The 22,922-nt window shown below is 63.0% G+C and carries 21 protein-coding genes; 8 read left to right on the forward strand and 13 right to left on the reverse strand.

From position 1 onward, the window contains the following. Window positions 1-80 precede the first annotated feature (80 nt). The 5 genes from ACXMYO_RS12760 to hemE form a co-directional block, all read right to left on the reverse strand. Window positions 81-1,190, reverse strand: a complete 1,110-nt coding sequence (locus tag ACXMYO_RS12760; protein WP_457808996.1) for an amino acid ABC transporter permease — start codon at window positions 1,188-1,190, stop codon at window positions 81-83. Between the two features lies 1 nt (window position 1,191). After that, on the reverse strand, window positions 1,192-2,385 hold the full coding sequence (locus ACXMYO_RS12765; protein ID WP_457808997.1) for an amino acid ABC transporter permease: 1,194 nt from the start codon (window positions 2,383-2,385) through the stop codon (window positions 1,192-1,194). Between the two features lie 93 nt (window positions 2,386-2,478). Next, entirely contained in the window at window positions 2,479-3,513 is a 1,035-nt protein-coding gene (locus tag ACXMYO_RS12770) for an amino acid ABC transporter substrate-binding protein (RefSeq protein WP_457809490.1), read from the reverse strand. 245 nt (window positions 3,514-3,758) lie between these two features. Continuing rightward, entirely contained in the window at window positions 3,759-4,289 is a 531-nt protein-coding gene (locus tag ACXMYO_RS12775) for a thiol-disulfide oxidoreductase DCC family protein (protein ID WP_457808998.1), read from the reverse strand. Then, complete coding sequence (hemE, locus tag ACXMYO_RS12780; RefSeq protein WP_438765151.1) at window positions 4,258-5,322, reverse strand: uroporphyrinogen decarboxylase; 1,065 nt, start codon at window positions 5,320-5,322, stop codon at window positions 4,258-4,260. Before hemE ends, ACXMYO_RS12775 begins: the two co-directional genes overlap by 32 nt. A gap of 213 nt (window positions 5,323-5,535) precedes the next feature. On the opposite strand from hemE, the gene ribA reads away from it, so the two are divergent. Beyond that, window positions 5,536-6,168 carry a GTP cyclohydrolase II gene (gene ribA, locus ACXMYO_RS12785; RefSeq protein WP_457808999.1) on the forward strand — a complete coding sequence of 211 codons (633 nt, stop codon included), beginning with the start codon at window positions 5,536-5,538 and terminating at the stop codon, window positions 6,166-6,168. Between the two features lie 60 nt (window positions 6,169-6,228). Here ribA and ACXMYO_RS12790 read toward each other — a convergent pair whose 3' ends face one another. Continuing rightward, a complete protein-coding gene (locus ACXMYO_RS12790; protein WP_457809000.1) occupies window positions 6,229-7,434 on the reverse strand; it encodes an MFS transporter in 1,206 nt (401 codons plus the stop codon). Between the two features lie 174 nt (window positions 7,435-7,608). Here ACXMYO_RS12790 and ACXMYO_RS12795 point away from each other — a divergent pair, with 174 nt between their 5' ends. Further along, window positions 7,609-8,100, forward strand: coding sequence for a hotdog domain-containing protein (locus ACXMYO_RS12795; protein ID WP_438765154.1), 492 nt, complete (start codon window positions 7,609-7,611; stop codon window positions 8,098-8,100). A 42-nt stretch (window positions 8,101-8,142) separates the two neighbouring features. Here ACXMYO_RS12795 and djlA read toward each other — a convergent pair whose 3' ends face one another. The 4 genes from djlA to ACXMYO_RS12815 form a co-directional block, all read right to left on the reverse strand. Further along, on the reverse strand, window positions 8,143-8,910 hold the full coding sequence (gene djlA, locus ACXMYO_RS12800; RefSeq protein WP_438765155.1) for a co-chaperone DjlA: 768 nt from the start codon (window positions 8,908-8,910) through the stop codon (window positions 8,143-8,145). Between the two features lie 32 nt (window positions 8,911-8,942). After that, window positions 8,943-10,841 (reverse strand): 1-deoxy-D-xylulose-5-phosphate synthase, encoded by a 1,899-nt coding sequence (dxs, locus tag ACXMYO_RS12805; protein ID WP_438765156.1) that lies wholly within the window; start codon window positions 10,839-10,841, stop codon window positions 8,943-8,945. A 92-nt stretch (window positions 10,842-10,933) separates the two neighbouring features. Continuing rightward, window positions 10,934-11,833 (reverse strand): (2E,6E)-farnesyl diphosphate synthase, encoded by a 900-nt coding sequence (gene ispA, locus ACXMYO_RS12810; RefSeq protein ID WP_438765157.1) that lies wholly within the window; start codon window positions 11,831-11,833, stop codon window positions 10,934-10,936. A 10-nt stretch (window positions 11,834-11,843) separates the two neighbouring features. Beyond that, window positions 11,844-12,158 (reverse strand): exodeoxyribonuclease VII small subunit, encoded by a 315-nt coding sequence (locus tag ACXMYO_RS12815; RefSeq protein ID WP_457809001.1) that lies wholly within the window; start codon window positions 12,156-12,158, stop codon window positions 11,844-11,846. Between the two features lie 383 nt (window positions 12,159-12,541). Between ACXMYO_RS12815 and serA the strand changes: the two genes are divergently transcribed. The 5 genes from serA to ACXMYO_RS12840 all read left to right on the forward strand — a co-directional run bounded on the left by serA (window position 12,542) and on the right by ACXMYO_RS12840 (window position 18,317). Beyond that, window positions 12,542-13,789, forward strand: a complete 1,248-nt coding sequence (serA, locus tag ACXMYO_RS12820; protein WP_438765160.1) for a phosphoglycerate dehydrogenase — start codon at window positions 12,542-12,544, stop codon at window positions 13,787-13,789. A 406-nt stretch (window positions 13,790-14,195) separates the two neighbouring features. Then, a complete protein-coding gene (locus ACXMYO_RS12825) occupies window positions 14,196-15,362 on the forward strand; it encodes an alcohol dehydrogenase catalytic domain-containing protein (RefSeq protein WP_438765161.1) in 1,167 nt (388 codons plus the stop codon). A 119-nt stretch (window positions 15,363-15,481) separates the two neighbouring features. Then, the gene (locus tag ACXMYO_RS12830; protein WP_438765162.1) at window positions 15,482-16,363 is read left to right on the forward strand and encodes an NAD(P)-binding domain-containing protein; all 882 of its coding nucleotides are present in this window, start codon (window positions 15,482-15,484) and stop codon (window positions 16,361-16,363) included. 160 nt (window positions 16,364-16,523) lie between these two features. Then, window positions 16,524-17,327 carry a phosphatase PAP2 family protein gene (locus ACXMYO_RS12835; protein WP_438765164.1) on the forward strand — a complete coding sequence of 268 codons (804 nt, stop codon included), beginning with the start codon at window positions 16,524-16,526 and terminating at the stop codon, window positions 17,325-17,327. A gap of 264 nt (window positions 17,328-17,591) precedes the next feature. Continuing rightward, a complete protein-coding gene (locus ACXMYO_RS12840; protein WP_438765165.1) occupies window positions 17,592-18,317 on the forward strand; it encodes a phosphatase PAP2 family protein in 726 nt (241 codons plus the stop codon). A gap of 79 nt (window positions 18,318-18,396) precedes the next feature. Here ACXMYO_RS12840 and ACXMYO_RS12845 read toward each other — a convergent pair whose 3' ends face one another. The 3 genes from ACXMYO_RS12845 to ACXMYO_RS12855 all read right to left on the reverse strand — a co-directional run bounded on the left by ACXMYO_RS12845 (window position 18,397) and on the right by ACXMYO_RS12855 (window position 21,917). Then, window positions 18,397-19,866, reverse strand: a complete 1,470-nt coding sequence (locus ACXMYO_RS12845) for a sodium:solute symporter family protein (RefSeq protein ID WP_457809002.1) — start codon at window positions 19,864-19,866, stop codon at window positions 18,397-18,399. Window positions 19,867-19,986: 120 nt separating this feature from the next. Then, window positions 19,987-20,382, reverse strand: a complete 396-nt coding sequence (locus ACXMYO_RS12850) for a RidA family protein (RefSeq protein ID WP_438765167.1) — start codon at window positions 20,380-20,382, stop codon at window positions 19,987-19,989. An 83-nt stretch (window positions 20,383-20,465) separates the two neighbouring features. Then, complete coding sequence (locus ACXMYO_RS12855; protein ID WP_457809003.1) at window positions 20,466-21,917, reverse strand: N-acyl-D-amino-acid deacylase family protein; 1,452 nt, start codon at window positions 21,915-21,917, stop codon at window positions 20,466-20,468. Window positions 21,918-22,084: 167 nt separating this feature from the next. Between ACXMYO_RS12855 and ACXMYO_RS12860 the strand changes: the two genes are divergently transcribed. Next, window positions 22,085-22,864 (forward strand): IclR family transcriptional regulator domain-containing protein, encoded by a 780-nt coding sequence (locus ACXMYO_RS12860; protein ID WP_438765169.1) that lies wholly within the window; start codon window positions 22,085-22,087, stop codon window positions 22,862-22,864. Window positions 22,865-22,922: the final 58 nt, after the last annotated feature.

A 22,922-nucleotide genomic window follows, 5' to 3' on the forward strand; every position in this document is an offset into this window, starting at 1 on the left:
TATCGTTCATGAAGACACTCCCGGTACACGACACGCCTGTGCCGTGCTGATGGTGATGGTGATGGTGATGGTTGTTAGCGTTAATGGCCGGTATGGAGACGACGCTCGAGGCTCTGGCTGTAGCGCGACATGCCAAAACAGAAGACCCAGAACACCAGCGCGGCAAACACATAGCCCTCGATGGCAAAGCCCAGCCAGTCGCTGTCGGTCAGCCCCGCCTGAATGATCGACAGCACGTCAAAGAGCCCGATAACCAGCACCAGCGAGGTGTCCTTGAACAGGGCAATGAACGTATTGACGATGCCCGGAATCACCAGCCTGAGCGCCTGGGGCAGAATGATCAGGCGCATGCGCAGCCAATAGCCCAGCCCCAGCGCCGCGCCCGCTTCGCCCTGCCCCTTGTCGATGGCCTGCAGACCGCTGCGCACCACTTCCGCCATATAGGCGCTCCAGAACAGCATGATGCCGATCAGCGCCCGCAGCAGCTTGTCGAACTCCACGTTGGCCGGCACGAACAGCGGCAGCATCACCGATGACATGAAAAGCACCGTGATCAGCGGCACCCCGCGCCAGAACTCGATAAAGATCACGCAAATTGCACGCACCAGCGGCATCTTCGAGCGCCGCCCCAGCGCCAGAATGATCCCCAGCGGCAGCGACCCCACAATGCCGACCGCAGCAATGGTCAGCGTCAGCATCAGCCCGCCCCAGGCGCGGGTTGGCACATGAGGCAGACCAAACATGCCGCCGAGCAGCAGCACCCAGGCGATGACCGGCAGCCCGACCAGCGCCATCAAAACCGCCGGCTTTTTGCCCGGCAGACGCGGGATCACAAGCCAGGCAATCAGCGCAAAGAAAAGCCCCAGCACGATATCCACCCGCCAGCGCTCGGCCAGCGGGTAGAAGCCATAGACGATCTGGCTCCAGCGCGTGGAAATGAACACCCAGCAGGCGCCCTCACTGGTGCAGTCGGCGCGCGAGCTGCCCAGCCAGTCGGCCTGGATCAACGCCCAGTCGATCACCGGCCAGATCAGTCGCACGATCAGCACCAGCGTGACGATCGACACCACGCTGTTGACCGGCCCCGAGAACAGCCGCGTGCGCAGCCAGTACATCACGCCGCCCCGGGGTGTCGGCGGCGGGCGCGAGGCGATGAGCGTCTCATCACGAGGAGAAGCAGTGGCAGACATCTCAACGCTCCTTGAGCGACATGCGCGCGTTGTAGAGATTCATCAGCGCCGACACGATCAGCGAGATGCTCAGATAGACCGCCATCGTCATGGTCATGACCTCGATGGCCTGTCCGGTCTGGTTGAGCGTGGTGCCGGCAAAGACCGCAACCAGATCGGGATAGCCGATGGCCGTGGCTAATGATGAGTTCTTGATCAGATTGAGATACTGACTCGTCACCTGCGGCACCATCACCCGCATCGCCTGGGGAATCACGATCCGGCGCAGGGTCACACCGCCCGGCAGGGACAGCGAGCGCGCCGCCTCGGTCTGGCCGTGGGGGACCGACTGAATCCCCGAGCGCACGATCTCGGCGATAAAGGCCGCGGTATAGATGGACAGCGCCACCCACAGCGCCACCAGCTCCGGCAGCACCTGCATGCCGCCGCGAAAGTTGAAGCCGGAAAGTTCGGGCACCGACCACTCAAGCGGCGCGCCGGTCGCCCAGAACACCGCCAGCGGCAGACCGATCAACAGCAAAAGGCTCAAGGGCAGCACCGGCCACTGCTGACCGGTGGCCGCCTGACGCCGACGCGCGATAACGACCAGTGCGACCACCCCGGCGATGGCCGCCGCCAGCGAAAGCGGCGTGGCCATGAAGCCGGCCTGCGTCTCGGGCGATGGCATCACCAGCCCGCGCACGTTGAGATAAAAGCTGTCGAAAAGCGAGATGCTCTGGCGCGGCGAGGGCAGCGCGCGCAGCACCGCGAAATACCAGAACAGAATCTGCAACAGCAGCGGAATATTGCGAAAGATCTCGACATAGGCCCCGGCCATCCGGGCCAGCAGCCAGTTGGGCGAGAGCCTGGCAAGCCCGGCCAGAAAGCCGATGATCGTGGCCGCGACAATGCCAAGCGCGGAGACCAGCAGCGTGTTGGCAAGCCCGACCAGAAAGGTGCGCCCGTAGGTGCTGGCGTTGCTGGAGTAGTCGATCAGGGTCTGGGAAATCGAAAACCCGGCCCGATAGTCGAGAAAGTCAAACCCGGTGCGAATGCCCCGGGCGTCCAGATTCGCCATGGTGTTGTGAACCAGAAAGGCGATAACACCCAGCACGCTCGCCAGCAAAAGAATCTGAAAGAACAGCGCCCGGGCACCCGGGTCACGCCACAGCGGCCCGCGACCGCGGCGCGGAATGGAAACGGAGGGACGCAGCATGAACGGTATTCTCCACAAGCGATATGGCCGGCCCCTGCGACCGGCCATGCATCAAGGACAGCACGCGCCGGATGGCGCGCGTGATCAAACGCCTTATCGCACCGGCATACCGTACTGCAGCCCGCCATCGCACCACAGCGCGTTGTCGCCGCGCTCAAGCTCGAGCGGAGAGTCCATGCCGACATTGCGCTCAAAGATTTCGCCGTAGTTGCCGACCTGACTGATGATGTTGTAGACCCAGTCGCTGGACAGCCCCAGCTGCTCGCCAAAGTTGCCGTCACTGCCCAGCAGGCGGGCGTCATCGGGGGTTTCGGGGCTGTCACGCATCTCGTCGATATTGTCGCGAGTGATGCCGGACTCCTCGGCATTGAGCATGGCGTAGAGCGTCCAGCGCACCACCTTCATCCACTGCTCATCGCCCTGGCGCACCACCGGCCCCAGCGGCTCCTTGGAGATGCGCTCGGGCAGGATGACCACGCTGTCCGGCTCGGAAAGCTGCAGACGCAGGGCCGCCAGCTGGGAGGCATCCGAGGTCAGCACGTCGCAGCGCCCGCTATCAAAGCCCGCCGCGGTCTGATCGGACTCATCAAAGCTGACGGCGTTGTAGTCCATGTCGTTGGCACGGAAATAGTCGGCCAGATTGAGCTCCGTGGTGGTGCCGGCGGCCACGCAGACCGAGGCGCCATCAAGCTCTGTGGCACTGGAGATGCCCAGATCCCGGCGCACCATCATGCCCTGACCGTCATAAAAGGTGACGCCGGCAAAGGTCAGCCCCATCGAGTTATCCCGCGAGGCCGTCCAGGTGGTATTGCGCGACAGCACATCCACCTCGCCGGACTGCAGCGCGGTAAAACGCTCCTTGGCGGTGAGCGGTGCAAAACTCACCTTGTCGGGGTCACCGAACACGGCCGCGGCCACCGCGCGGCAGACCTCCACATCGATGCCCTGCCACTGCCCCTGGGCGTTGGGCGAGGAAAACCCGGCCAGCCCATCGCTGACCCCGCAGCGCAGCTCGCCGCGGCTTTTTACATCATCAAGCGTGGCACCAAGAATCGTCGACGAACCCAGCGTGGCGGCCAGTGCCAGTCCTGCCGTAGCGGTCCACATCCACGGCTTTTTTATTGTCATGTTCATTGCAACACTCCGGGTTGTTGAATGAGGCGACGTCATGGCGCGTGCCAGTGACGTCCATGACGCTATTGCAAGGAGCGTTCCAGGATATAAAAAAACAGCGCCGGGGCGCTGTTTTGGAAAGAAAAGAGAAAGCGGGGGCGGGCACTCGATGGCAAAGCGCCCGGCCTGTCAGAGTGGCCATACGGCCCATTATGGCGCCCTGCGACACACCGCTGCACCATGACCGCGCCTGCCGAGCGTCAGTCGTCGGCCAGCGTGGTCGGTATCGATAGATGTGAACACTGCGCCGGGGTCAGCGTGGTAAGGATTCTGTCCTGTACGCCGTCAAGCCCCGGGTCGCTGGCCAGTTGCTTGCGATAGCGCCCGACCAGCTGATAGGCGCCATCGCGCAGCGGTACGGGCAGCCAGCGCAGGCCGGCCGCGGCCGACCAGGGCGCCTTCAGCGACTGCGCCGTGCGCCAGAGCCCGTCGCTGTCGCGAAAAAGCGCGCCGTCGCGGATCAGCCACATGCTGTCGAGATCGTCGGCATCCTCGCCGAAATGCGCCCCCAGCTGATGGCCCAGCGACGACTGCAGGGTCACCAGACCCGTGATCGGCTGCGCTTCATGGGCCACGATGGCATGCACCGAGCGACGGCACAGCGGACAGTCACCGTCAAAGACCACCAGCTGACCCGGCCAGTCCGGATCGGTGGGGGGCGCGTCGTGGTGACTGCCGGCGGTGCCATCCGCGGTGATGCTATCTTTGGTGGTACTGGGGGCTGAGTTCATGGAGTGCCTCGATAAAGGCCTGGACGTTGTCGATCGGCGTGAACTGGGAGATGCCGTGGCCCAGATTGAACACGTGACCGTTGCCCGGGCCATAGCTTTCCAGGATGCGCGCGACCTCATCGCGAATCACCTGCGGGGAGCCAAACAGCGCCGAGGGGTCGAGATTGCCCTGCAGCGCGACTTTATCACCCACGCGGGCGCGGGCATTGCTCATCTCGGTGGTCCAGTCCAGGCCGACACCGTCGGCGCCGATGTCGGCAATGCTTTCAAGCCACTGACCGCCGTTTTTGGTAAAGACGATGACCGGCACGCGGCGGCCGTCGTGCTCACGGATCAGCCCGCGCACAATCCTTTCCATATAGGCCAGCGAAAAGGCCTTGTAGGCCGGCGTCGATAGCGCCCCGCCCCAGGTGTCAAAGATTTGCACCGCCTGAGCGCCGGCGCGAATCTGGGCGTTGAGGTAGTCGGTCACGGCCGTGGCCAGCGTATCCAGCAGCTGGTGCAGCGCGGCCGGGTCGCCGTAGAGCAGACCCTTGACGTGGCGGAAGTCCTTGCTGGGACCGCCTTCCACCATGTAGGTGGCCAGCGTCCAGGGGCTGCCCGAAAAGCCGATCAGCGGTACGCGACCGTTGAGCTCATGACGGATCGTGGATACGGCGTTCATGACGTAGTCGAGATCGCGCTCGGCATCGGGCGCCTTGAGCGCGTTGATGGCGGCCGCATCACGGACCGGGCGCTTGAACATCGGCCCTTCGCCCGGCTCGAAATAAAGCCCCAGATCCATCGCATCGGGAATGGTAAGGATGTCGGAGAATAAAATGGCCGCATCCAGGTCAAAGCGCTCCAGCGGCTGCAGGGTCACCTCACAGGCCATGTCGCGGTTGCGGCACAGATCCATGAAGCTGCCCGCCTGCTTGCGGACCCTGAGGTATTCAGGCAGGTAGCGACCGGCCTGGCGCATCATCCAGACCGGCGTGCGGTCAACGTCCTGGCGCGCCAGCGCACGTAAAAAGCGATCATTTTCAAGAGTCATGCAGGCAAGATCATCCGACGGAAAAATGTCGCTTCATTGTAGCTCACACAGCCCTGCTGCAGGAGAGCCCATGATGGTGCAACATGACAGGTAGCACCCTTTTCTCCGGTATCCTTCGGCCACCGCGCTGTGCGTATAGATAAACGCCACCTGCCCTGCCAGGATACCCCTCTTGAGCCACGCGCTGGCTTGCCAACAATTCATGAGGTTACCGTGACGATCAGATTTATCGCCAGCTCTCGTCTGCCCATGCCCTGGGCCACGTTTACCATGCATGGCTTTGAGGATGACGAGACCGGCAAGGATCATGTTGTCCTGACCCTGGGCGATGTGGCCGATGGCGAACCCGTGCTTGGCCGGGTGCACTCCGAGTGCCTGACCGGCGATGCGCTTTTTTCGATGCGCTGTGACTGCGGCTATCAGCTTCAGGTGGCGCTCAAGCGCATTGCCGAAGAAGGCCGCGGGGCACTGCTGTATCTGCGTCAGGAAGGTCGTGGCATCGGTCTCATGAACAAGATTCGCGCCTATCATCTTCAGGATGGCGGGGCCGATACGGTCGAGGCCAACGAAGCGCTGGGCTTTGAAGCCGACATGCGTCGCTACGACATCTGCATTCCGATGCTGGAACAGCTTGGCATCTCGCGGCTGCGGCTGATGACCAACAACCCGCGCAAGGTCATCGCGCTGCAAAACGCCGGCATCGAAATCAGCGAGCGTGTACCGCTGACCACCGGTCTCAACGCTCACAACGAGCAGTATCTGTCGACCAAGGCCGGCAAGCTCGGCCATTTGATGGCACTCGATGAGTTCGAGGCCGCAAGCGATGTCGACCGCGAACACCCCTGAGCCGGCATCGAACGCCCGGCAGGCGTTCGATGCGCAACGTCCCGGTCGAGTCGGCGGGAGCTAGTCGATATGGCGCGGGTAGTAGTTCGGATCGAAGCGCCAGCTCATCACCAGCATGGCGGCAAAGAGCACGGCCAGCGCCACCCAGGCGGTGGTAAAGCTTGAGAGCATGTCACGCGCGATGCCGGAGAGCAGCGTGGCCGCGGCCGCCACCAGATAGCCGTAGCCCTGCACAAAGGCCGCCAGATCGCCCACGCGGGCCGGATCACGATGATGGTCCATCGGCACCAGCACCGACAGCGAAAACAGCGCGCCGATGCCCAGCCCCAGCAGTGTGCCCCAGAGCGCGGCAAAGACCACGCCATCGGGTCGAACACACAGCCCGATAAAACCGATCAGCGACATGCCCACCGTCAGATACAGCGCCCGGCGCCGGTCCAGGCGATAGCGCACCAGAAAGGGCGCGCCGACGCTTGAGATCACCTGCAAAAGCGTCACATAGCCCAGCAGCAGCCCGGCATCGCCGGCACTCCAGCCCAGCGCCAGATAGTAGGGCGGCAGCCACGCCATGACGCAGGCGTAGCCGGCCGTGCCGAAACCGAAAAACAGCGCCAGCGTCCAGGCACGCGGAATATGCGACAGCGGCGTGGCCCGTGATGAGCGCTCGCGCGGCACCGGTGTGAGCATCTGACTGCCGAAGCGATACCACAGCCACAGCGCCACGGGCACCAGAATGGCCCAGCCGGCCAGCCCCAGTCGCCAGCCCCCCATCGAGGCAAGCCAGGGCGCCATGCCGGAGGCCAGCGCCCCGCCGCCGATGATCGCGCCGATATAAAGCCCGGTGGCGGTTTCGACCGTGTTGGGCAGCGTCACCTTGATCAGTGCCGGCATCAGCGCCTGAATCAGGGCAATCCCGGCGCCGATCGTCAGTGCCGAGATCGCCAGCAGCGTAAAGCTTTCTCCCAGCAGACGCACCAGCGAGGCCAGCCCGATCAGGGTCAGCGAGCCCATGACGATACGGTGGCGGTTCCAGCGCCGGATCAGCTGCATGCCCTGAAAGCAGGCCAGCCCCATGGCCACGAACGGTAGCGTGGTCAGAAGCGACGCCGTGGCATAGCTTACCGACAGCTCCTCCTGAATCCGGTCAAGCAGCGGCCCTACGGCGGCAATCGAGGGACGCAGATTGAGCCCCACCCACACGATCAGCACATACAGCCAAAGATAGCGTGCGGTGGGTTGCTCGAATCTTGCCTCGGTAACCTTCATGGAATCCCCTGGTGAATGGATAACGTGTCGGCGCCTCGATACGCGGCCGGCATGCCATGCTAGTCACGCCGGCCAGGATTTGCCATGACGATAGCGCCCGCTGGCCGATGCCGATGCGGTATGCTCGACGGCCGAAGCCTGACCACAACAACATGACGACAAGCGAGAGAGGGAATGGACACACCGCGCCACCAGATCACCATGACCGTACTGATGACCCCGAACATGGCCAACTTTTCCGGCAAGGTTCACGGCGGCACACTGCTGAAATACCTTGATGAGGTGGCCTACGCCTGTGCCAGCCGCTGGGCCGGCCACTACGTGGTCACGCTGTCGGTGGATCAGGTGATGTTTCGCCAGCCCATTCACGTCGGCGAACTGGTCACCTTTCTGGGCTCGGTCAACTACACCGGACGCTCCTCGATGGAGATCGGCATCAAGGTGATCGCCGAAGACATTCGCGCCGGCGTGGTCCGCCACACCAACAGCTGCTACTTCACCATGGTGGCGGTCGATGATAACGGCCGGTCGGTCGAGGTGCGCCAGCTTGAGCCCGCCGACGACGTCGAGCGACAGCGCTTTGAATCAGGCCTGAGGCGGCGCGAGCTGCGCCGTGAAATGGAGCAGCGCTTTCGCGATATCCGCCATCAGGAAAGCGCCGAATAGACGGTTAAAGCCGCCAGGATACGACCGGGGCCGGGCGCTGGCTCAGCCCTGGTCGCGGGCCTGCGTGATCCGCTCGTAGGCGTTGCTGATCTCGCTGGTACGCTGCTCGGCCATGCGCCGCATGCTGTCAGGCATGCCCTTGCCGGCGAGCTTGTCGGGATGGTTCTGGCTCATGAGCTTGCGATAGGCGCGCTTGATCTCGGCATCCGTGGCCTGCGATGACACGCCCAGTACCTGATAGGCTTCTTCCAGCGGCTGGACACTTTCCTGGGTGCCGCCGGCATTGGCGGCGCCATTAAGCATCGCCTCCAGACGCGAGAGCTCCTCCTGTGAGCAGCCCAGCCCGCGCGCCACCCGCATCAACATGTCACGCTCGCTCTGTTCGACCTGGCCATCGGCGGCCAGCGCCACGAGCTGCACCTGGAAAAAGACCTGCAACAGCCCGCGCTGGGCGCCGACGATCTGGCGCAGCCCGGCAAGCTCCGCCTCAAGATCGAAGCTCTCCTTCTGGCCGCGATCAAAGTCGGTACGCGCCTTGTCACGCTGGGCGTCGTTGAGGTTGAGCCGGTCAAATACCGCCTCGGCACTCTGGCGCTGACGCTCGGACACCTCGCCGTTGGCCATGCTCATGGCGCCCATGACCGAGAAGGTGGCAGAGAGAAAGCGGGTCTGGCGCTCGGCCAGCTTGCCGATCAGCTTGGCACGCAGCCAGCGCACCAGCACATAGCCCAGTACGCCACCGATCAAAAGCCCGGGCAGCCGGGCAATCAGGTAGCCGATGAAAGCAGCAATCAGGGTAACAATCAGCATGAGACGGTTCTATTTCCGGTTGATGTAGGGTGTCAGCGACCCAGACGGCGGCGAATCGACGCCTCGATGCCCTCGCCGTCCAGCCCGCACTCGGCCAAAAGCTCGCCGGGCGTGCCGTGCTCGATGAAATGATCGGGAATGCCCAGATGCAAAAGCGAGGTGCGCACGTCGCAGGCCGCCAGCAGCTCGCCCACGCCGCTGCCCGCGCCACCGGCAATCACGTTCTCTTCAAGTGTGACGACCAGACCATGCTCTTCTGCCGCGGCAAGCACCGCTTCGCGGTCCAGCGGCTTCACAAAGCGCATGTCGTAAACCGTGGCATCCAGCCGCTCGGCCACCTCGAGCGCTGGCGTCAGCAGGCTGCCAAACACCAGCAGTGCCACACCCTGCTCGCCCTTTTGCCCTTCGCGTCTGAGCTCGGCACGACCGATCTCCAGCGGTTCAAGACCCGGCTCAAAGGCCACGCCCGGGCCGGTGCCGCGCGGATAGCGCACCGCTGCCGGCCCCTCGTATTGATAGGCGGTGGTCAGCATGCGATAGCACTCGCGCTCGTCGCTGGGCGCCATGATCACCATGTTGGGGACGCAGCGCAGATAGGAGAGATCCATGGTGCCGTGATGGGTCGAGCCGTCCTCACCGACCAGACCCGCCCGGTCGATGGCAAAGGTCACATCCAGACCCTGCACGGCAACATCGTGAATCAGCTGGTCATAGCCGCGCTGCAAAAAGGTGGAGTAGATCGCCACCACGGGTTTGACGTCTTCACAGGCCATGCCGGCGGCGAGCGTCACCGCGTGCTGTTCGGCGATCGCCACATCGTAGTAGCGCTCCGGATACTCCTTCGAGAAGCGAATCATGTCGGAGCCTTCACGCATGGCCGGCGTAATGCCGATCAGGCGCGCATCGCGTTCGGCGGTATCGCACAGCCACTGACCGAAGACGTTGCAGAACTTGAACTTCTTCGGCGCAGGTACCGGCGGCGCTTCGACCTTGTCCTTTTCGAGCTTGGTGATGGCGTGATAGCCGATCGGGTCGCCTTCGGCCGGCTCAAAGCCCTTGCCCTTGCGGGTAACGATGTGCAGAAACTGCGGCCCCTTGCGATTTTTCAGCTCGCGCAGGGTACGAATCAACAGCGGCAGGTCGTGACCGTCGATGGGGCCGACATAGTTAAAGCCCATCTCCTCAAAGAGGGTGGCCGGGGTGAGCATGCCCTTGACGTGCTCTTCGGTGCGCCGGGCGATATCCAGCGCACCGGGCAGGTGTGACAGCACCCGCTTGCTGCCCTCACGCGCGGCCACATAGGGGCCGCTGTTGAGGATGCGCGCCAGATAGGTGGCCATGCCGCCGACGTTTTCCGAGATCGACATCTCGTTGTCGTTGAGCACCACCAGCATGTTGGCATCGACATGGCCGGCATGGGCAAGCGCCTCGAACGCCATACCGGCGGTCAGGGCGCCGTCACCGATGATGGCACACACACGCCGATTGTCGCCGCGGGTACGCGCCGCCAGTGCCATGCCCAGTGCCGCCGAAATGGAGGTGCTGGAGTGGCCCACGCCGAAGGTGTCGTAGGGCGACTCCTCGCGCCGCGGAAAGGCCGCCAGCCCCTGATAGCGGCGCATGGAGTCCATGGACTCGCGCCGGCCGGTCAGGATCTTGTGCGGATAGGTCTGATGGCCCACGTCCCAGACCAGCCGGTCATGCGGGGTGTTGTACTGCTGATGCAGCGCAATGGTCAGCTCGATGACCCCGAGACCTGCGCCGAAGTGCCCGCCCGTGCAGCCGACACTGTAGAGCAGATAGGCCCTGAGCTCGTCAGCCAGACGCAAAAGCTGCTGCTCGTCGAGACTGCGCAGATCAGAGGGCGCTTCGATGCGATCGAGCAGCGGCGTGGCCGGTCTTTTTGTAGGGATATCGTCAAACAGCTTCATAGCGCCTCAATGGCCTGTCAGGATCCTGTCCCTGGTCCTGTAATGCCCCGGGACATCAAAGGGTGTCTCTCCGGCGCGCGGCCGGGGGCGTTTCAGTGATCGCGCTCGATCATGTAGCGGGCCAGCGCCGCCAGCGTCTCGCCGCGCTCGCCCAGTGGTGCCAGTGCCGCCAGCGCCTGGTCCAGCAGGTCGTGCGCGCGCTGCTGCGCCTTTTCAAGCCCCAGCAGCGCCGGATAGGTCGGCTTGTCGCGCAGGGCATCGGCCCCCTGGGTCTTGCCCAGCACCTCGGTCGAGCCGGTCACATCCAGAATGTCGTCCTGAATCTGGAAGGCCAGACCAATGGCCCGGGCGTAGTCGCTCAGCGCCTTGAGGTGCACCGGCTGCACGCTGGGGGCGGCCAGCGCCCCCAGCGACAGCGCCGCCTCGATCAGGGCACCGGTCTTGTGATGGTGAATGGCCATCAGCGCCTCGACGTCGAGCTGTCGACCCACGGCGTCCAGATCCAGTGCCTGACCGCCGGCCATGCCGGCGCGCCCGGCGCAGCGGGCAAGCGTTGCGACCATTTCGGCGGCCCGCGGCTGGCCCGTCCCGGCCAGCACTTCAAAGGCCAGCGTCTGCAGGGCGTCACCGGCCAGCAGCGCGGTGGCTTCATCATAGGCGCGATGGCAGGTGGGGCGCCCGCGACGCAGGTCGTCGTCATCCATGCAGGGCAGATCGTCGTGAACGAGCGAATAGGCGTGAATCAGCTCGATGGCCACGGCCGGCGCATCCAGCGCTTCCTCCTCGGCCGCCAGCGCCTGACCGGCGGCGTAGACCAGAATGGCGCGCAGGCGTTTACCGCCGCCCAGCACGCTGTAGCGCATGGCCTCTTCAAGCCGGGCGGCCCGGGCGGGTGCTGCATTTTCCAGTACCGCGCCCAGCTGCACCTCGATCCTGTCGCGCAGCGTCGTCATCAGCGCATCGACTTCCACGCCTGGCGTCTCCACCGTCATGTCTCACCCATCATGCGTCGTTGTTCTCCCGCGATTTGTCGTCCAGCGGCGATGGCATCAATGACCCATCCCCCTGCTCCAGCAGCTGCTGTACCCGCAGTTCGGCCTGCTCAAGCCGCGCGCGCGCGTCACGAACCAGCGCGATGCCCTGCTCGAAATCCTCAAGCGAGGCCTCAAGACTCAGCTCCCCTGATTCAAGACGCCTGACCAGGGTTTCAAGCGAGCTCAGGGCACCGGCAAAATCGGACGGGGTCTGCGCCGCGGGCGTCGATGACGACGCAGCGCCTTGATCGTTTGACTGAGCGGACTCGGGCCGTTGTGTCATGCGTCATCCTGTAAGCGCCGATGCGTGGCTTGAAATCAGGGCGTCGATAGACGGTAATGCCCCGACAGCCTGCAAGTATACACATCCGTTACGCGTTTGACGCCGCCGGAGGCGCGGATCAAAACAGCCCGCAGACCGTGCCCGGACGGGGTCACATGCACCGGATTCATCCCTTGCGCGAAGACGTTTCAACGACAGCCGCGCCGGCAGTCATGCACCACGGGTACCACCATGGTAGTATGAGCGCCCCGCCGAGCCGGGCCATCAGGGCAGCCGCGCGCTGTCACAGTGATGCCCGATTGATTTCGGCCGATACCGGGCCGCGCCCGCTATCCCCATTTCTACTTTCCCTCAGGCCAGCCGATTAAAGGGTTGATGCGCACATGGCTAAAACGTCTCTGGACAAGAGCAAGATCAAGGTTCTGCTGCTCGAGGGCGTCCACCAGTCCGCCGTGGACAACTTTCAAAATGCCGGTTACAGCAACATCGAGCGTCTGACGACATCGCTGAGCGAAGAGGATCTGATCGAAAAGATCCGCGATGCCCATTTCATCGGTATTCGCTCGCGCACGCAATTGAACGAACGTGTGCTCAGCGCCGCCGAACGCCTGGTGGCCATCGGCTGTTTCTGCATCGGCACCAACCAGGTTGATCTGCCGGCCGCGCTCAAGCTCGGCATTCCGGTGTTCAATGCGCCCTACTCCAACACCCGCTCGGTGGCCGAGCTGGTGCTGGCCGAGTCCATCATGATGCTGCGCGGCATCCCCGAGAAAAACGCCCGGGCGCATCAGGGCGGCTGGCTGAAATCGGCCAGTGATTCGTTCGAGGCGCGCGGCAAGACGCTGGGCATCGTCGGCTACGGCAGCATCGGCGCCCAGCTGTCGGTCATGGCCGAGTCGGTGGGCCTCAACGTCATTTATTACGACACCATCACAAAGCTTGGCATGGGCAACGCCCGCCAGGTCGGCAGCCTTCAGGAGCTGATGGCGCGCGCCGACATCGTCACCCTGCATGTGCCGGAAACCCGCTCGACCACCTGGATGATCGGTCGTGACGAGCTTTCGCTGATGAAACAGGGCAGCTATCTGATCAACGCCTCGCGCGGCAAGGTTGTCGATATCGAGGCACTGGCCGAAGTGCTGGAGTCCGGCAAGCTGCTGGGCGCGGCCATCGACGTCTTCCCGGTCGAGCCGAAGGGCAACGACGAAGAGTTCGTCTCGCCGCTGCGCCAGTTCGACAACGTGATTCTGACCCCACACATCGGCGGCTCCACGGTCGAGGCGCAGGAAAACATCGGCGTTGAAGTCTCGGAAAAGCTCATCACCTTCTCCGACAACGGCACGACCATCACCTCGGTCAACTTCCCCGAAGTCGCCCTGCCGTCGCACCCGGACAAGCACCGCCTGCTGCACATTCACGCCAACGTGCCGGGCGTGCTCTCCGAGATCAACCGCGTGCTGGGCAACGAAGGCATCAACATCTCCGCGCAGTTTCTGCAGACCAATGAAGAGGTCGGCTACGTGGTCATCGATGTCGACAAGGCTTACGGTGAACAGGCGCTCAATGCCCTGCGCGAGGTCAACCACACCCTGCGCACCCGCGTGCTCTACTCTCAGGCCGACAGTGAGTAACCCACGCTCGCGCCAACGGCCGGAGGCCACGTCATGAAGGATCCAAGACTTTTGATCGTGATTGTCGCGGCCATCGTTTTGGTGCTGTTTTTTGTCTTTGCCGCCCTGGCATAGTCTCAAAAGACAGACCGCGACCGGCCATCAACGGGCGCTCTCCTCACGGGGAGCGCCCGTTGTCATGTCAGGGCCTCGTTCACCGCTCGTCCCTTGTCTTTTTGATCGTCCTGCCGGCATCGACCCTGGCCATCGTCGGCTTTCAAAACGGCGCGGGGTCATCGCGTGTCAATAAATCGTTAGCAGACTATCGCTATGCTTTCTATGCTGACGATCGGGTCGGCAGGGAGTCGGCCCTCGCCAACCTTACCGACCGGGTGTGACCGGTCAGGGATTTCACGGAGGAGACATCATGAAGGCACTGGTTTATCAGGGCAGCAACGACGTCCGCGTTGAAAACGTACCCGAGCCCACACTCCAGCAGGATGACGACATTGTTCTGCGCGTGACCTCGACCGCCATCTGCGGCTCCGATCTGCACCTGTATCGCGGCGCCATGCCGGCCACCGAGCCCGGCGATATCTTTGGTCACGAGTTCATGGGCATCGTGGAAGAAGCAGGCTCCGCGGTCACCAGCGTCAAGAAGGGCGACCGCGTGGTCGTGCCGTTCGTGATCGCCTGTGGCAGCTGCTTTTTCTGCCAGCATTCGCTGTACGCCGCCTGTGAGACCACCAACCCCGACGAGGGGGCGGCGCTGAACAAGAAATCGATTCCGGCGCCGGCGGCGCTGTTTGGCTTCTCGCACATGTACGGCGGCATCCCCGGCGGTCAGGCGGAGTACGTGCGCGTCCCGCAGGCCAACGCCGGCCCCTACGCCATCCCGGAAGGCCTTGATGACGAGCAGGTGCTGTTCATGTCGGACATCCTGCCCACCGGCTATCAGGCCGTGCTCAACGCCGGCATCAAGAAGGGCTCGAGCGTGGCGATCTTCGGCGCCGGCCCGGTGGGTCTGATGTCGGCGGCGTGTGCGCGCATGGAAGGCGCCGAGCAGATCATCATGGTCGACAACCAGCCGTATCGGCTCGATTTTGCGAAAAAGGCCTACGGCGTCGAGACGCTCAATTTCGACAAAACCGAGGACGTGGCCGAGGCCATCATCCAGCTCAGCGAAGGCCGGCGCGGCGTGGACGCCGTCATTGATGCCGTGGGTTATGAGGCCAAGGGCCATGGCGGGACGCTGCCGCCCATGAACAACTTCGAGGTCGAAAGCAGCGATATCGCCCTGCATCAGTGCATGGCTGCCGTGCGCCGCGGCGGCAGCATCAGCATTCCGGGCGTCTACGCCGGCGCCGTGAATGGCTTTTTGATCGGCGATTTCTTCGACAAGGGCCTGACCATGAAAGGCGGCCAGACGCATGTGCATGACTATCTGCCCACCCTGATGAAGGCAGTCGAGGAAGGCAGGCTCAAGCCCGAGGCGATCATCAGCCATCGCATGAAGCTCGATCAGGCCGCCGAAGGCTATCGCCTGTTTGATGAAAAGCAGGATGACTGCCGCAAGGTCGTGCTCACCCCGTAACGCGGGTCACGCGCTCAAAAAACGCCCCGGTTCTGCCGGGGCGTTTTTGCAGTCCCGTTTTCATGCTCATCGCGCTACGCTGGTGCGAGCTGTCCGCCACAATCGATGGAGCGTTATCCATGTCAAACGACAACACCGTGGCCGTTCTCGGCCTGGGCGCCATGGGCCACGCCTTTGCCGCCAATCTTTTGAAAAATGACCTGCCGGTACGGGTCTGGAATCGCACGCACTCACGCGGCGACGACCTGGCCCAGCAGGGCGCGGTCAATGCCGACAGCGCCGTTGAGGCCGTCAGCGGCGCACGCTTTGTCATTACCATGCTGCCGGATTTTGAGACCACCCGTGACGTGCTGCTCGGTGACACCAGTGCCCTCAAGCAGCTGCCCGAAAACGGCGTGGTGATTCAGATGGGCACCATCGGCGTTGAGCAGACCGAAACGCTGATTCGCGAGATTAAAGCGGCGCGCCCGGACGTGGTCTTTATCGACGCCCCGGTGTCCGGCACGAAAGCGCCGGCCGAGCAGGCCACCATCTCGGTACTGGCCAGCGGGGATCAAAACGCCGCCGAGGGGATCGATGACGTGTTCAACGCCATCGCCAAACGCGTGGTCTGGCTGGGGGATGCCGGTCGCGGCTCGCGCATGAAGCTTGTCGTCAATGCCTGGCTGATTCACATGATGCAGGGCATTGCCGAAAGCGCGCGTCTGGCGCAGACGCTGGGTTTCTCCACCGATGAGCTCTGGTCGGTGCTCGACGGCGGGCCGCTGGCCGCGCCCTACGTCAAGGCCAAGCTCGACAAGATCGGCGGTGACGAGTACAGCGCTCAGATGGCCCTGGAATGGGGTCTCAAGGATGCCCGACTCGCCCTGGAGGCGGCCGGTGATACCGACCTGCCGGGGCTTTCCCGCATCAGCGATATCTGGCATGACGCCGTCGATAAAGGCCTTGGCGAGCAGGACATCGCCGCCGTGCATGCCTATCTGAAGCGCCAGGACCGCTGAGCCACAGGCACCGCCATGGGCCCTTTTGCGACCTGTAGTCATCGACTTCAGGTCGCCGCAGTTTACAAAGCGCATCATTATGTGCTCACAACAACACAATAATCGCGTCACGGAACTTTCATACTGGTGTCACATTAAAGTGAACTTAGTATGGAAAATCATGTCCTCGGCCCCCTCACAACACGTCAGGTACGGTGAGACATCCCCCTCCCGGGAAGGTCTTGTCGCGCTGGTCGCCCTGTTGGTGGTCATCGCCACCACGCTGATCACCTTTGTCATGCCACTGGCCGTGGAAGACCGGATCATGCTGGGCATCAACCAGATGGCCCGTGAAAGCGCCCTGTTCGATTTCATCATGAACGTGCTTTCGTATCAGAACCTGATCTCCGGCGTGGTGCTGGTATCGGGCTTCTGGGCACTGTGGTTCATGCCAGGGCTTGTGCATCGTCGCGTAGAGCTTTTGACCTGCACCGTTGCGGCTTTCTGCTCGGCGGCGCTGAGTCGCATCATGCAGCAGATGACGCCGCCGCACCCGCGACCGCTGCAGGATCAGGCGCTCGACATGACCCCGCCCACCGGGATCGATGCCCAGACCCTTCATGATTTCAGCTCGTTTCCCAGCGATCATGGCGCGGTCTACATCGGCCTGGCCTATGTGATCTGGCGTCTGCATCGCCGCCTGGGTCTGGCCGCGTTTTTGTTTGCCGGCCTTTTGTGCTTTACCCGGATCTATCTCGGCTTTCACTTCATCACCGACATCATCGGTGGCGGAGCGCTGGCCATCCTGACCGTCCAGATTGCCCTGCTGACGCCGTTTCAGCGCATCGGCGGCTGGATCACGGGCTTTAGCAGCACGCACCCGCACTGGTTCTATCCGCTGGCGTTTATCGGCTGCTACGGCATCGCCACGCTGGTCGAGGAGCTGCGCGATCTGGCCGGCGGTTTATTGCGCCTGATTCTCTAGCACCGCGTTTTATCCGCGGAGATACCGCCTATGGGCGGTGTCTGGCATGGCTTTGCTGGTGTCACACGACGATACAAAAATAATCTCTTTGATACGGCAGACAGGTCTTTCGAAGACCACACTCATTTTTCTTAACAAAACCTTTTAATGAGTCCAATGTCTTCAAATTCCGCGAATTCTGCTTCTATATCACACGCTCACGCTACTGACCCTGCCCGTGGCCCGCACCCCCTGCCGGCCGATTCTCCCTCCTGGATCAGAATCGTGATCGCCCTGATCGCCTTCGGGGCGCTTGCGCCCCTGGCGCTGTCTGGCACGGCAGTGGAATATGCCTTCATGCGTTTTATCAATGCGCCCGCGCAGCAAAACGAGCTGCTGGACTATCTGATGAACGCGTTTTCCTATCAAAAGCTGATTACGGGTGTGCCGCTGATGGCCGGCATCTGCGCCATCTGGTGCATGCCGTCGATGATCGCGCGTCGTGGCGATATCCTGATCTGCACTCTGGCGGCCTTTGTGACCTCGCTGGTCAGCCGTGTGATGCAGATTTTCATTCCGGCCAACCCGCGCCCCCTGCAGGATCAGGCGCTTGGCATGACGCCGCCATTTAATCTCTCACCGGAGTTTCACGATCTCACCTCCTTTCCCAGTGATCATGCCGCCGTCTTTATCGGCCTGGGCTATGTCATCTGGCGCTTTTGCCGCCCGCTGGGGGTACTGGCGATCGTGTTTGCCGTGCTGGTCTCCTTCTCGCGCGTCTACATGGGCTTTCACTTCGCCACCGACGTTATCGCCGGCGGTATCCTGAGCGTGGTCGTGATCGAGCTGGCCCTTTTGACGCCCTTTCGACGCCTCGGTGCCTGGGTGGCGGATTTCAGCCGGACGCATCCGGCCTGGTTCTACGGCGTCGCCTTCATGGCGTGTTACGCCATTGCCACGCTGCTGCAGGAACCCAGAGAACTGCTCAGCGGCCTGGCCGCCATGATCTAGTCACAACGACATGATCTACTGAAAAAAGGGGCGCCCCCGATAGCCGGAGGCGCCCCTTTTGTATGGGCCGTTGTCGGCCTCAGGGTTTCGCGGTCGGCATCTCCATGCGCGCGCGCTCTTCATCCAGAAACGCCAGGGCCTGTTCTCGCGTCACGCTCGAGCGCGGCGTGACAAGCGTCACCCCCACCCCCACCAGCAGGGCGACCAGCACCGCCGGGATACTGGGGTTGCCCCAGAAAGCCTTCATGCCATCGCTTGCCGTGACCATCAGTGAGGTGGCCGAGGCGGCCACCAGAGTCGCCACGGCGCCCTGCCAGTTGTAGCGCGTCCAGAAGCGCCCCAGCAGACCGCAGACAAAAAGCCCCGACATGACGGTGGCAATCATGGTGGTGATATAGGTAATGACGTTATCGGTGATCAGGGCAAAGGTCAGCGCCAGACCCACCGTCACGACCAGCGCGATACGCGAGAAAAAGACCACTTTCTCCGGGGCCGGCGTGCGCCCGGTCGTCATGACCCATAGATCGCGCATCATGATGGCCACGCCTGCCAGCGCATCGGAGCTGGCGCTCGACATCGTCGCGGAAAGCCCGGCAATCAGTACCAGCATCCCCAGACCCATCGGCAGCACCTGGGTGGCCAGATAGGGGAAGGCGTAGTTGCTGTTTTCAAGGTCCGGCGCCAGCGTATGGGCCGCCATGCCGACAATCGCCGGGATGATGGAAAAGGCCAGATACAGCACGCCGGTAAACACAAACGAGCGGCGCACACTGCCCACCGACTGCGCCGAATAGATGCGCTGACGATACGACGGCGTGGCCAGCACCCCGACGCCGACCACGACTGCCAGCGACAGCGCCGGAATCACCCCCAGTTGCGCCACGCCAAACCAGCTGTCGGCCGCCCCCGGCGCCATGTTATCGCCCAGATGCGAGAAGCCATCGATATGGATCAGGGCAAACACCGCCATGGCGATAAACCCTAAAAAGAGCAGCACGGCCTGCACGGTATCGGTCCAGACCACCGCCATGTAGCCGCCGATCACGCAGTAAAGCCCGAAGCCGATCGCCACGATGATCTTGGCCAGACTCAGATCGATGCCGGCAATCCAAGACAGATACATGCCGCCGCCCAGAATATGGGCGCCCAGCCAGCCGATGCTGGCCACATAGATCAGCACCGCCACCACGTTGCGCACCAGCCGGCTGCCGCCCACGTAATACGACAGCTCCTCGCTCATGGTCATGAAACGAAGCCGGCGCATGGGCGCAAACCACCAGGCCAGCAGCAAAATGCCGATCGCCCCACCGATGCCGTAAAGCGCCCCGCCCCAGCCGTTGTTATAGCCAAAGCCGACCGCGCCCATGCTCGAGCCGGTGCCCACCATGGTCGCCACCGTCGTGCCGATGGTCAGAAACACGGGCACGCCGCGTCCGCCGAGCAAAAAGTTGTCGCCGTCGCCGCGATGGCGCCGTGACATCACGCTGCCAAAGACGATCATCGCCAGCAAAAAGGCGAAAAAACTGATAAGAAAGAAGGTGGTATGCATGGAGGGGACCTCTTGTGGTTATTGGGCAGGTCGTCTAACGCCATGATGCTTGTGGTGATGTTGTCACTATCGAAAGGCGTCGGGGCGAGGCGGTGCGTGTCTGTTGCCCCGACGGTTGCCTTACCCCCTGCGATCGGCCCGGAAACACTTCATGTCGACCTCGACCTTACAATCCACCACCAGGTCCTGAACGCTGCAGATTCGCGCCGGCGGGTGATCGCCAAAGACCTCGGCAAACACCTTGTTGAACGAGCTGAAATAGCGTGCATCGGTCAAAACGGCGGTGACATGCACCACGTCTTCCACGCCGTAACCGGCGTCCTTCATGATCGAAAGGCAGTTCTCAAAGGCGAGACGCGACTGCTCGATAATGCCGCCCTCGACCACTTCGCCGTCGGTCATTGGGGTCTGGCCCGAGACAAACAGCCAGCCATCGGCCTCGGTGGCCTTTGCAAAGGGCAGTTTCTGCCCGCCGGTGCCGATACCGCCGCCGGTGCCATAGCGCTTGATGCTCATCGGTTACTCCTGTTGCCTGAATAAAGAATTGAATCAGTTGGGGCTTTTATGCCCTTTGGATGTTCTTGAGGCCCTGAAAGACCTCAGGAGGCGCCCCGTCGCAGCAGCCGCCCGGCACGCTGCACGAGTGCGCCGTTTTGATAGGCGATGGTGCCGTTGACCATCACCAGCTCGATGCCGCGGGCCGGCGCGATCGGGTCACTGAAGGTGGCGACGTCGTCAAGCGTTGCCAGGTCAAAAAGGGTGAGATCGGCAAAGGCGCCCTCGCGGATCTCGCCACGGTCGGTCAGACCGAAATTGCGCGCCGAAAGACCCGTCATCTTGCGAACGGCCTCCGGCAGCTCGAAAAGCTTTTCGTCACGACAGTAACGGGCGATCACCCGCGGGAAGGCGCCCCAAAGGCGTGGATGCGGGTGCGGGTCGTTGGGCAGACCGTCCGAGCCCACCATGGCCAGCGGATGGGCCAGAATACGGGTCATGTCGGCTTCCGACATGTTGTGATAGACCGCGCCGGCCGGCTGCAGCCGTTGAGCGGCGTCCATCAGCGAGACGTTCCAGGCGCGTGCGATCTCATCCAGCGCTCGGCGCGCCATCTCCGGATGCGGCTCGGACCAGGTGATGAAGATATCGATCTCATCGGTGACCTGACCCAGATCCAGCGTCGAAGAGCCGGCGGTGTAGGGGTAGCAGTCGCAGTGGCAGGTCTGGGCGAGCGCGGCGCGCTCCAGGCGTTCCAACGCCAGCGGCGCATTGCCCCAGTTGCCTACGCCTGCGCACTTCAAATGCGAAATCACGAGTTCCGCGTTGCCGTGGCGGGCGGTTTCAAACGCCTCCTCCATGGCTTCAGGAAGACCGGCAAACTCATCGCGTAGATGGGTGGTGTAGAGCGCGCCATGACGGCCCACCTCATCGACCAGCGCGTGCATCTCCTCAAGCGGGGCATGGCGGGCGTTTTTATACGCCAGGCCCGAGCTCATGCCGATGGCGCCCGCATCCAGCGCCTGCTTAAGCGCGGCGCGCATCGATTCGATCTCAACCCCGGTGGCCGGGCGGTCAAAGTCATCCATCAGATTGGCGCGCAGCGCCGTATGACCGACCAGGGCCGCTACGTTGACGCTGGGCGTGGCGTGGTCCACGGCGGCGGCGTAGTCGGCAAAGTCCGGGTAGGTGAAGTCCTCACAGCGGCCGAGCAGATTCATCGGGTCGGGCACGGTCTCGCCGCGAAGCTGCACCGGCGAGGCGCTGATGCCGCAGTTGCCCACCACCACGGTGGTCACGCCCTGGGTGAGCTTGGGCAGCATCTCGGGGGTGCGAATCACGTTGGTGTCGTCATGGGTATGCACATCGATAAAGCCCGGCGAAAGACAGAGACCGTGCGCCTCGATTACCTGCCCGGCGCTGGCGCCGTCGAGCGCCCCCAGCGCGGCGATACGCTCGCCGCTGATGGCGACATCGGCATCAAATGCCGGCGCGCCGGTGCCATCGAGCACCCGAGCCCCGCGAATCAGAACATCAAAATGGCGTGATGAAGACATGAGCGACTCCGAGCGATCGTTATTATTGCTTCGTCCGATATACCGGACAGTTGTCTGTTTTGTCGGACAACGCTATCCTGCTCTCACATTGAGACCGAATGCAAGTCGTCAAACGGCGCCATTCGATGCACGATGGTCGAATCACTGCTGAACAAGAGCGAACTGTCATGTCGGAGACTTCCACTACCTCAAGCGCCCCAGCACCCGCTTCCACCAGGCGCGCCCGGGGCGTGGATCGGGTGATCGATCTGTGCACCCAGCTGCATCGTCACAAGGCGCCCATGACGCCGCGCGAGCTGGTCGAGGCCACCGGCGCGCCGCGCTCGAGCGTCTATGAGCTGGTCAGTATCCTGAGCGAGGCCGGCTGGCTGGAGGTGGACCGGGACGGGCGCATCTTTTTCGGTCGCGCCATGCACCTGTTCGGGCTGGATTACGCCCACCACAACGATTTGATCAGCCGGGCACGCGGCGTGCTGCGTCAGCTGGCGGCCGAGTTCAACGAAACCAGCCAGTTCTGCATGCTGGAGGGCAACAAATACACCGTGGTACTTGATGACAACGGCACCCGTCCCTTTCGCATCAGCGCCGACACGGGTGTGCGCATCCCGATTCCGTGGACGGCCTCGGGGCGAGTGCTGCTGGGCGACATGTCCAGTGAGGCGATTTGCGAGTTTATCCCGGCGGAGGATTTCATCCTGCCGGACGGCCGCGAGATCGCCCGGCAGGATTTTTTCGCCGAGATCGACCGGGCCCGCGAGCAGGGCCATGCCATCACCGAAGGTCTGGCCGACAGCTTTGCCTGCTGTCTGGCCGTACCGGTGCTGGATCAAAACGGTCATGCGCACGCCACGCTGTGCTTCACCATCGGCCGCGATGCCACACCAGCGCGGCGTGATGAGCTGCTGGACGCCCTGAAACAGGCCGCCAGAACGCTTTACGGACACTAACGGCGCTTGTTCTGCGCCGGGTGACAACAACATCAACACCGCCTCAGGAGCGCTACAA

Source organism: Kushneria sp. EE4 (genome assembly GCF_977968315.1).

Excerpts from the sequence above, each read along its gene's own strand:
- ACXMYO_RS12760 (WP_457808996.1), bottom strand. The coding sequence starts at position 1,190 with ATGTCTGCCACTGCTTCTCCTCGTGATGAGACGCTCATCGCCTCGCGC.
- ACXMYO_RS12765 (WP_457808997.1), bottom strand. The coding sequence starts at position 2,385 with ATGCTGCGTCCCTCCGTTTCCATTCCGCGCCGCGGTCGCGGGCCGCTG.
- ACXMYO_RS12770 (WP_457809490.1), bottom strand. The coding sequence starts at position 3,513 with ATGACAATAAAAAAGCCGTGGATGTGGACCGCTACGGCAGGACTGGCA.
- ACXMYO_RS12775 (WP_457808998.1), bottom strand. The coding sequence starts at position 4,289 with ATGAACTCAGCCCCCAGTACCACCAAAGATAGCATCACCGCGGATGGC.
- hemE (WP_438765151.1), bottom strand. The coding sequence starts at position 5,322 with ATGACTCTTGAAAATGATCGCTTTTTACGTGCGCTGGCGCGCCAGGAC.
- ACXMYO_RS12790 (WP_457809000.1), bottom strand. The coding sequence starts at position 7,434 with ATGAAGGTTACCGAGGCAAGATTCGAGCAACCCACCGCACGCTATCTT.
- ACXMYO_RS12795 (WP_438765154.1), top strand. The coding sequence starts at position 7,609 with ATGGACACACCGCGCCACCAGATCACCATGACCGTACTGATGACCCCG.
- djlA (WP_438765155.1), bottom strand. The coding sequence starts at position 8,910 with ATGCTGATTGTTACCCTGATTGCTGCTTTCATCGGCTACCTGATTGCC.
- dxs (WP_438765156.1), bottom strand. The coding sequence starts at position 10,841 with ATGAAGCTGTTTGACGATATCCCTACAAAAAGACCGGCCACGCCGCTG.
- ispA (WP_438765157.1), bottom strand. The coding sequence starts at position 11,833 with ATGACGGTGGAGACGCCAGGCGTGGAAGTCGATGCGCTGATGACGACG.
- ACXMYO_RS12815 (WP_457809001.1), bottom strand. The coding sequence starts at position 12,158 with ATGACACAACGGCCCGAGTCCGCTCAGTCAAACGATCAAGGCGCTGCG.
- serA (WP_438765160.1), top strand. The coding sequence starts at position 12,542 with ATGGCTAAAACGTCTCTGGACAAGAGCAAGATCAAGGTTCTGCTGCTC.
- ACXMYO_RS12825 (WP_438765161.1), top strand. The coding sequence starts at position 14,196 with ATGAAGGCACTGGTTTATCAGGGCAGCAACGACGTCCGCGTTGAAAAC.
- ACXMYO_RS12830 (WP_438765162.1), top strand. The coding sequence starts at position 15,482 with ATGTCAAACGACAACACCGTGGCCGTTCTCGGCCTGGGCGCCATGGGC.
- ACXMYO_RS12835 (WP_438765164.1), top strand. The coding sequence starts at position 16,524 with ATGTCCTCGGCCCCCTCACAACACGTCAGGTACGGTGAGACATCCCCC.
- ACXMYO_RS12845 (WP_457809002.1), bottom strand. The coding sequence starts at position 19,866 with ATGCATACCACCTTCTTTCTTATCAGTTTTTTCGCCTTTTTGCTGGCG.
- ACXMYO_RS12850 (WP_438765167.1), bottom strand. The coding sequence starts at position 20,382 with ATGAGCATCAAGCGCTATGGCACCGGCGGCGGTATCGGCACCGGCGGG.
- ACXMYO_RS12855 (WP_457809003.1), bottom strand. The coding sequence starts at position 21,917 with ATGTCTTCATCACGCCATTTTGATGTTCTGATTCGCGGGGCTCGGGTG.
- ACXMYO_RS12860 (WP_438765169.1), top strand. The coding sequence starts at position 22,085 with ATGTCGGAGACTTCCACTACCTCAAGCGCCCCAGCACCCGCTTCCACC.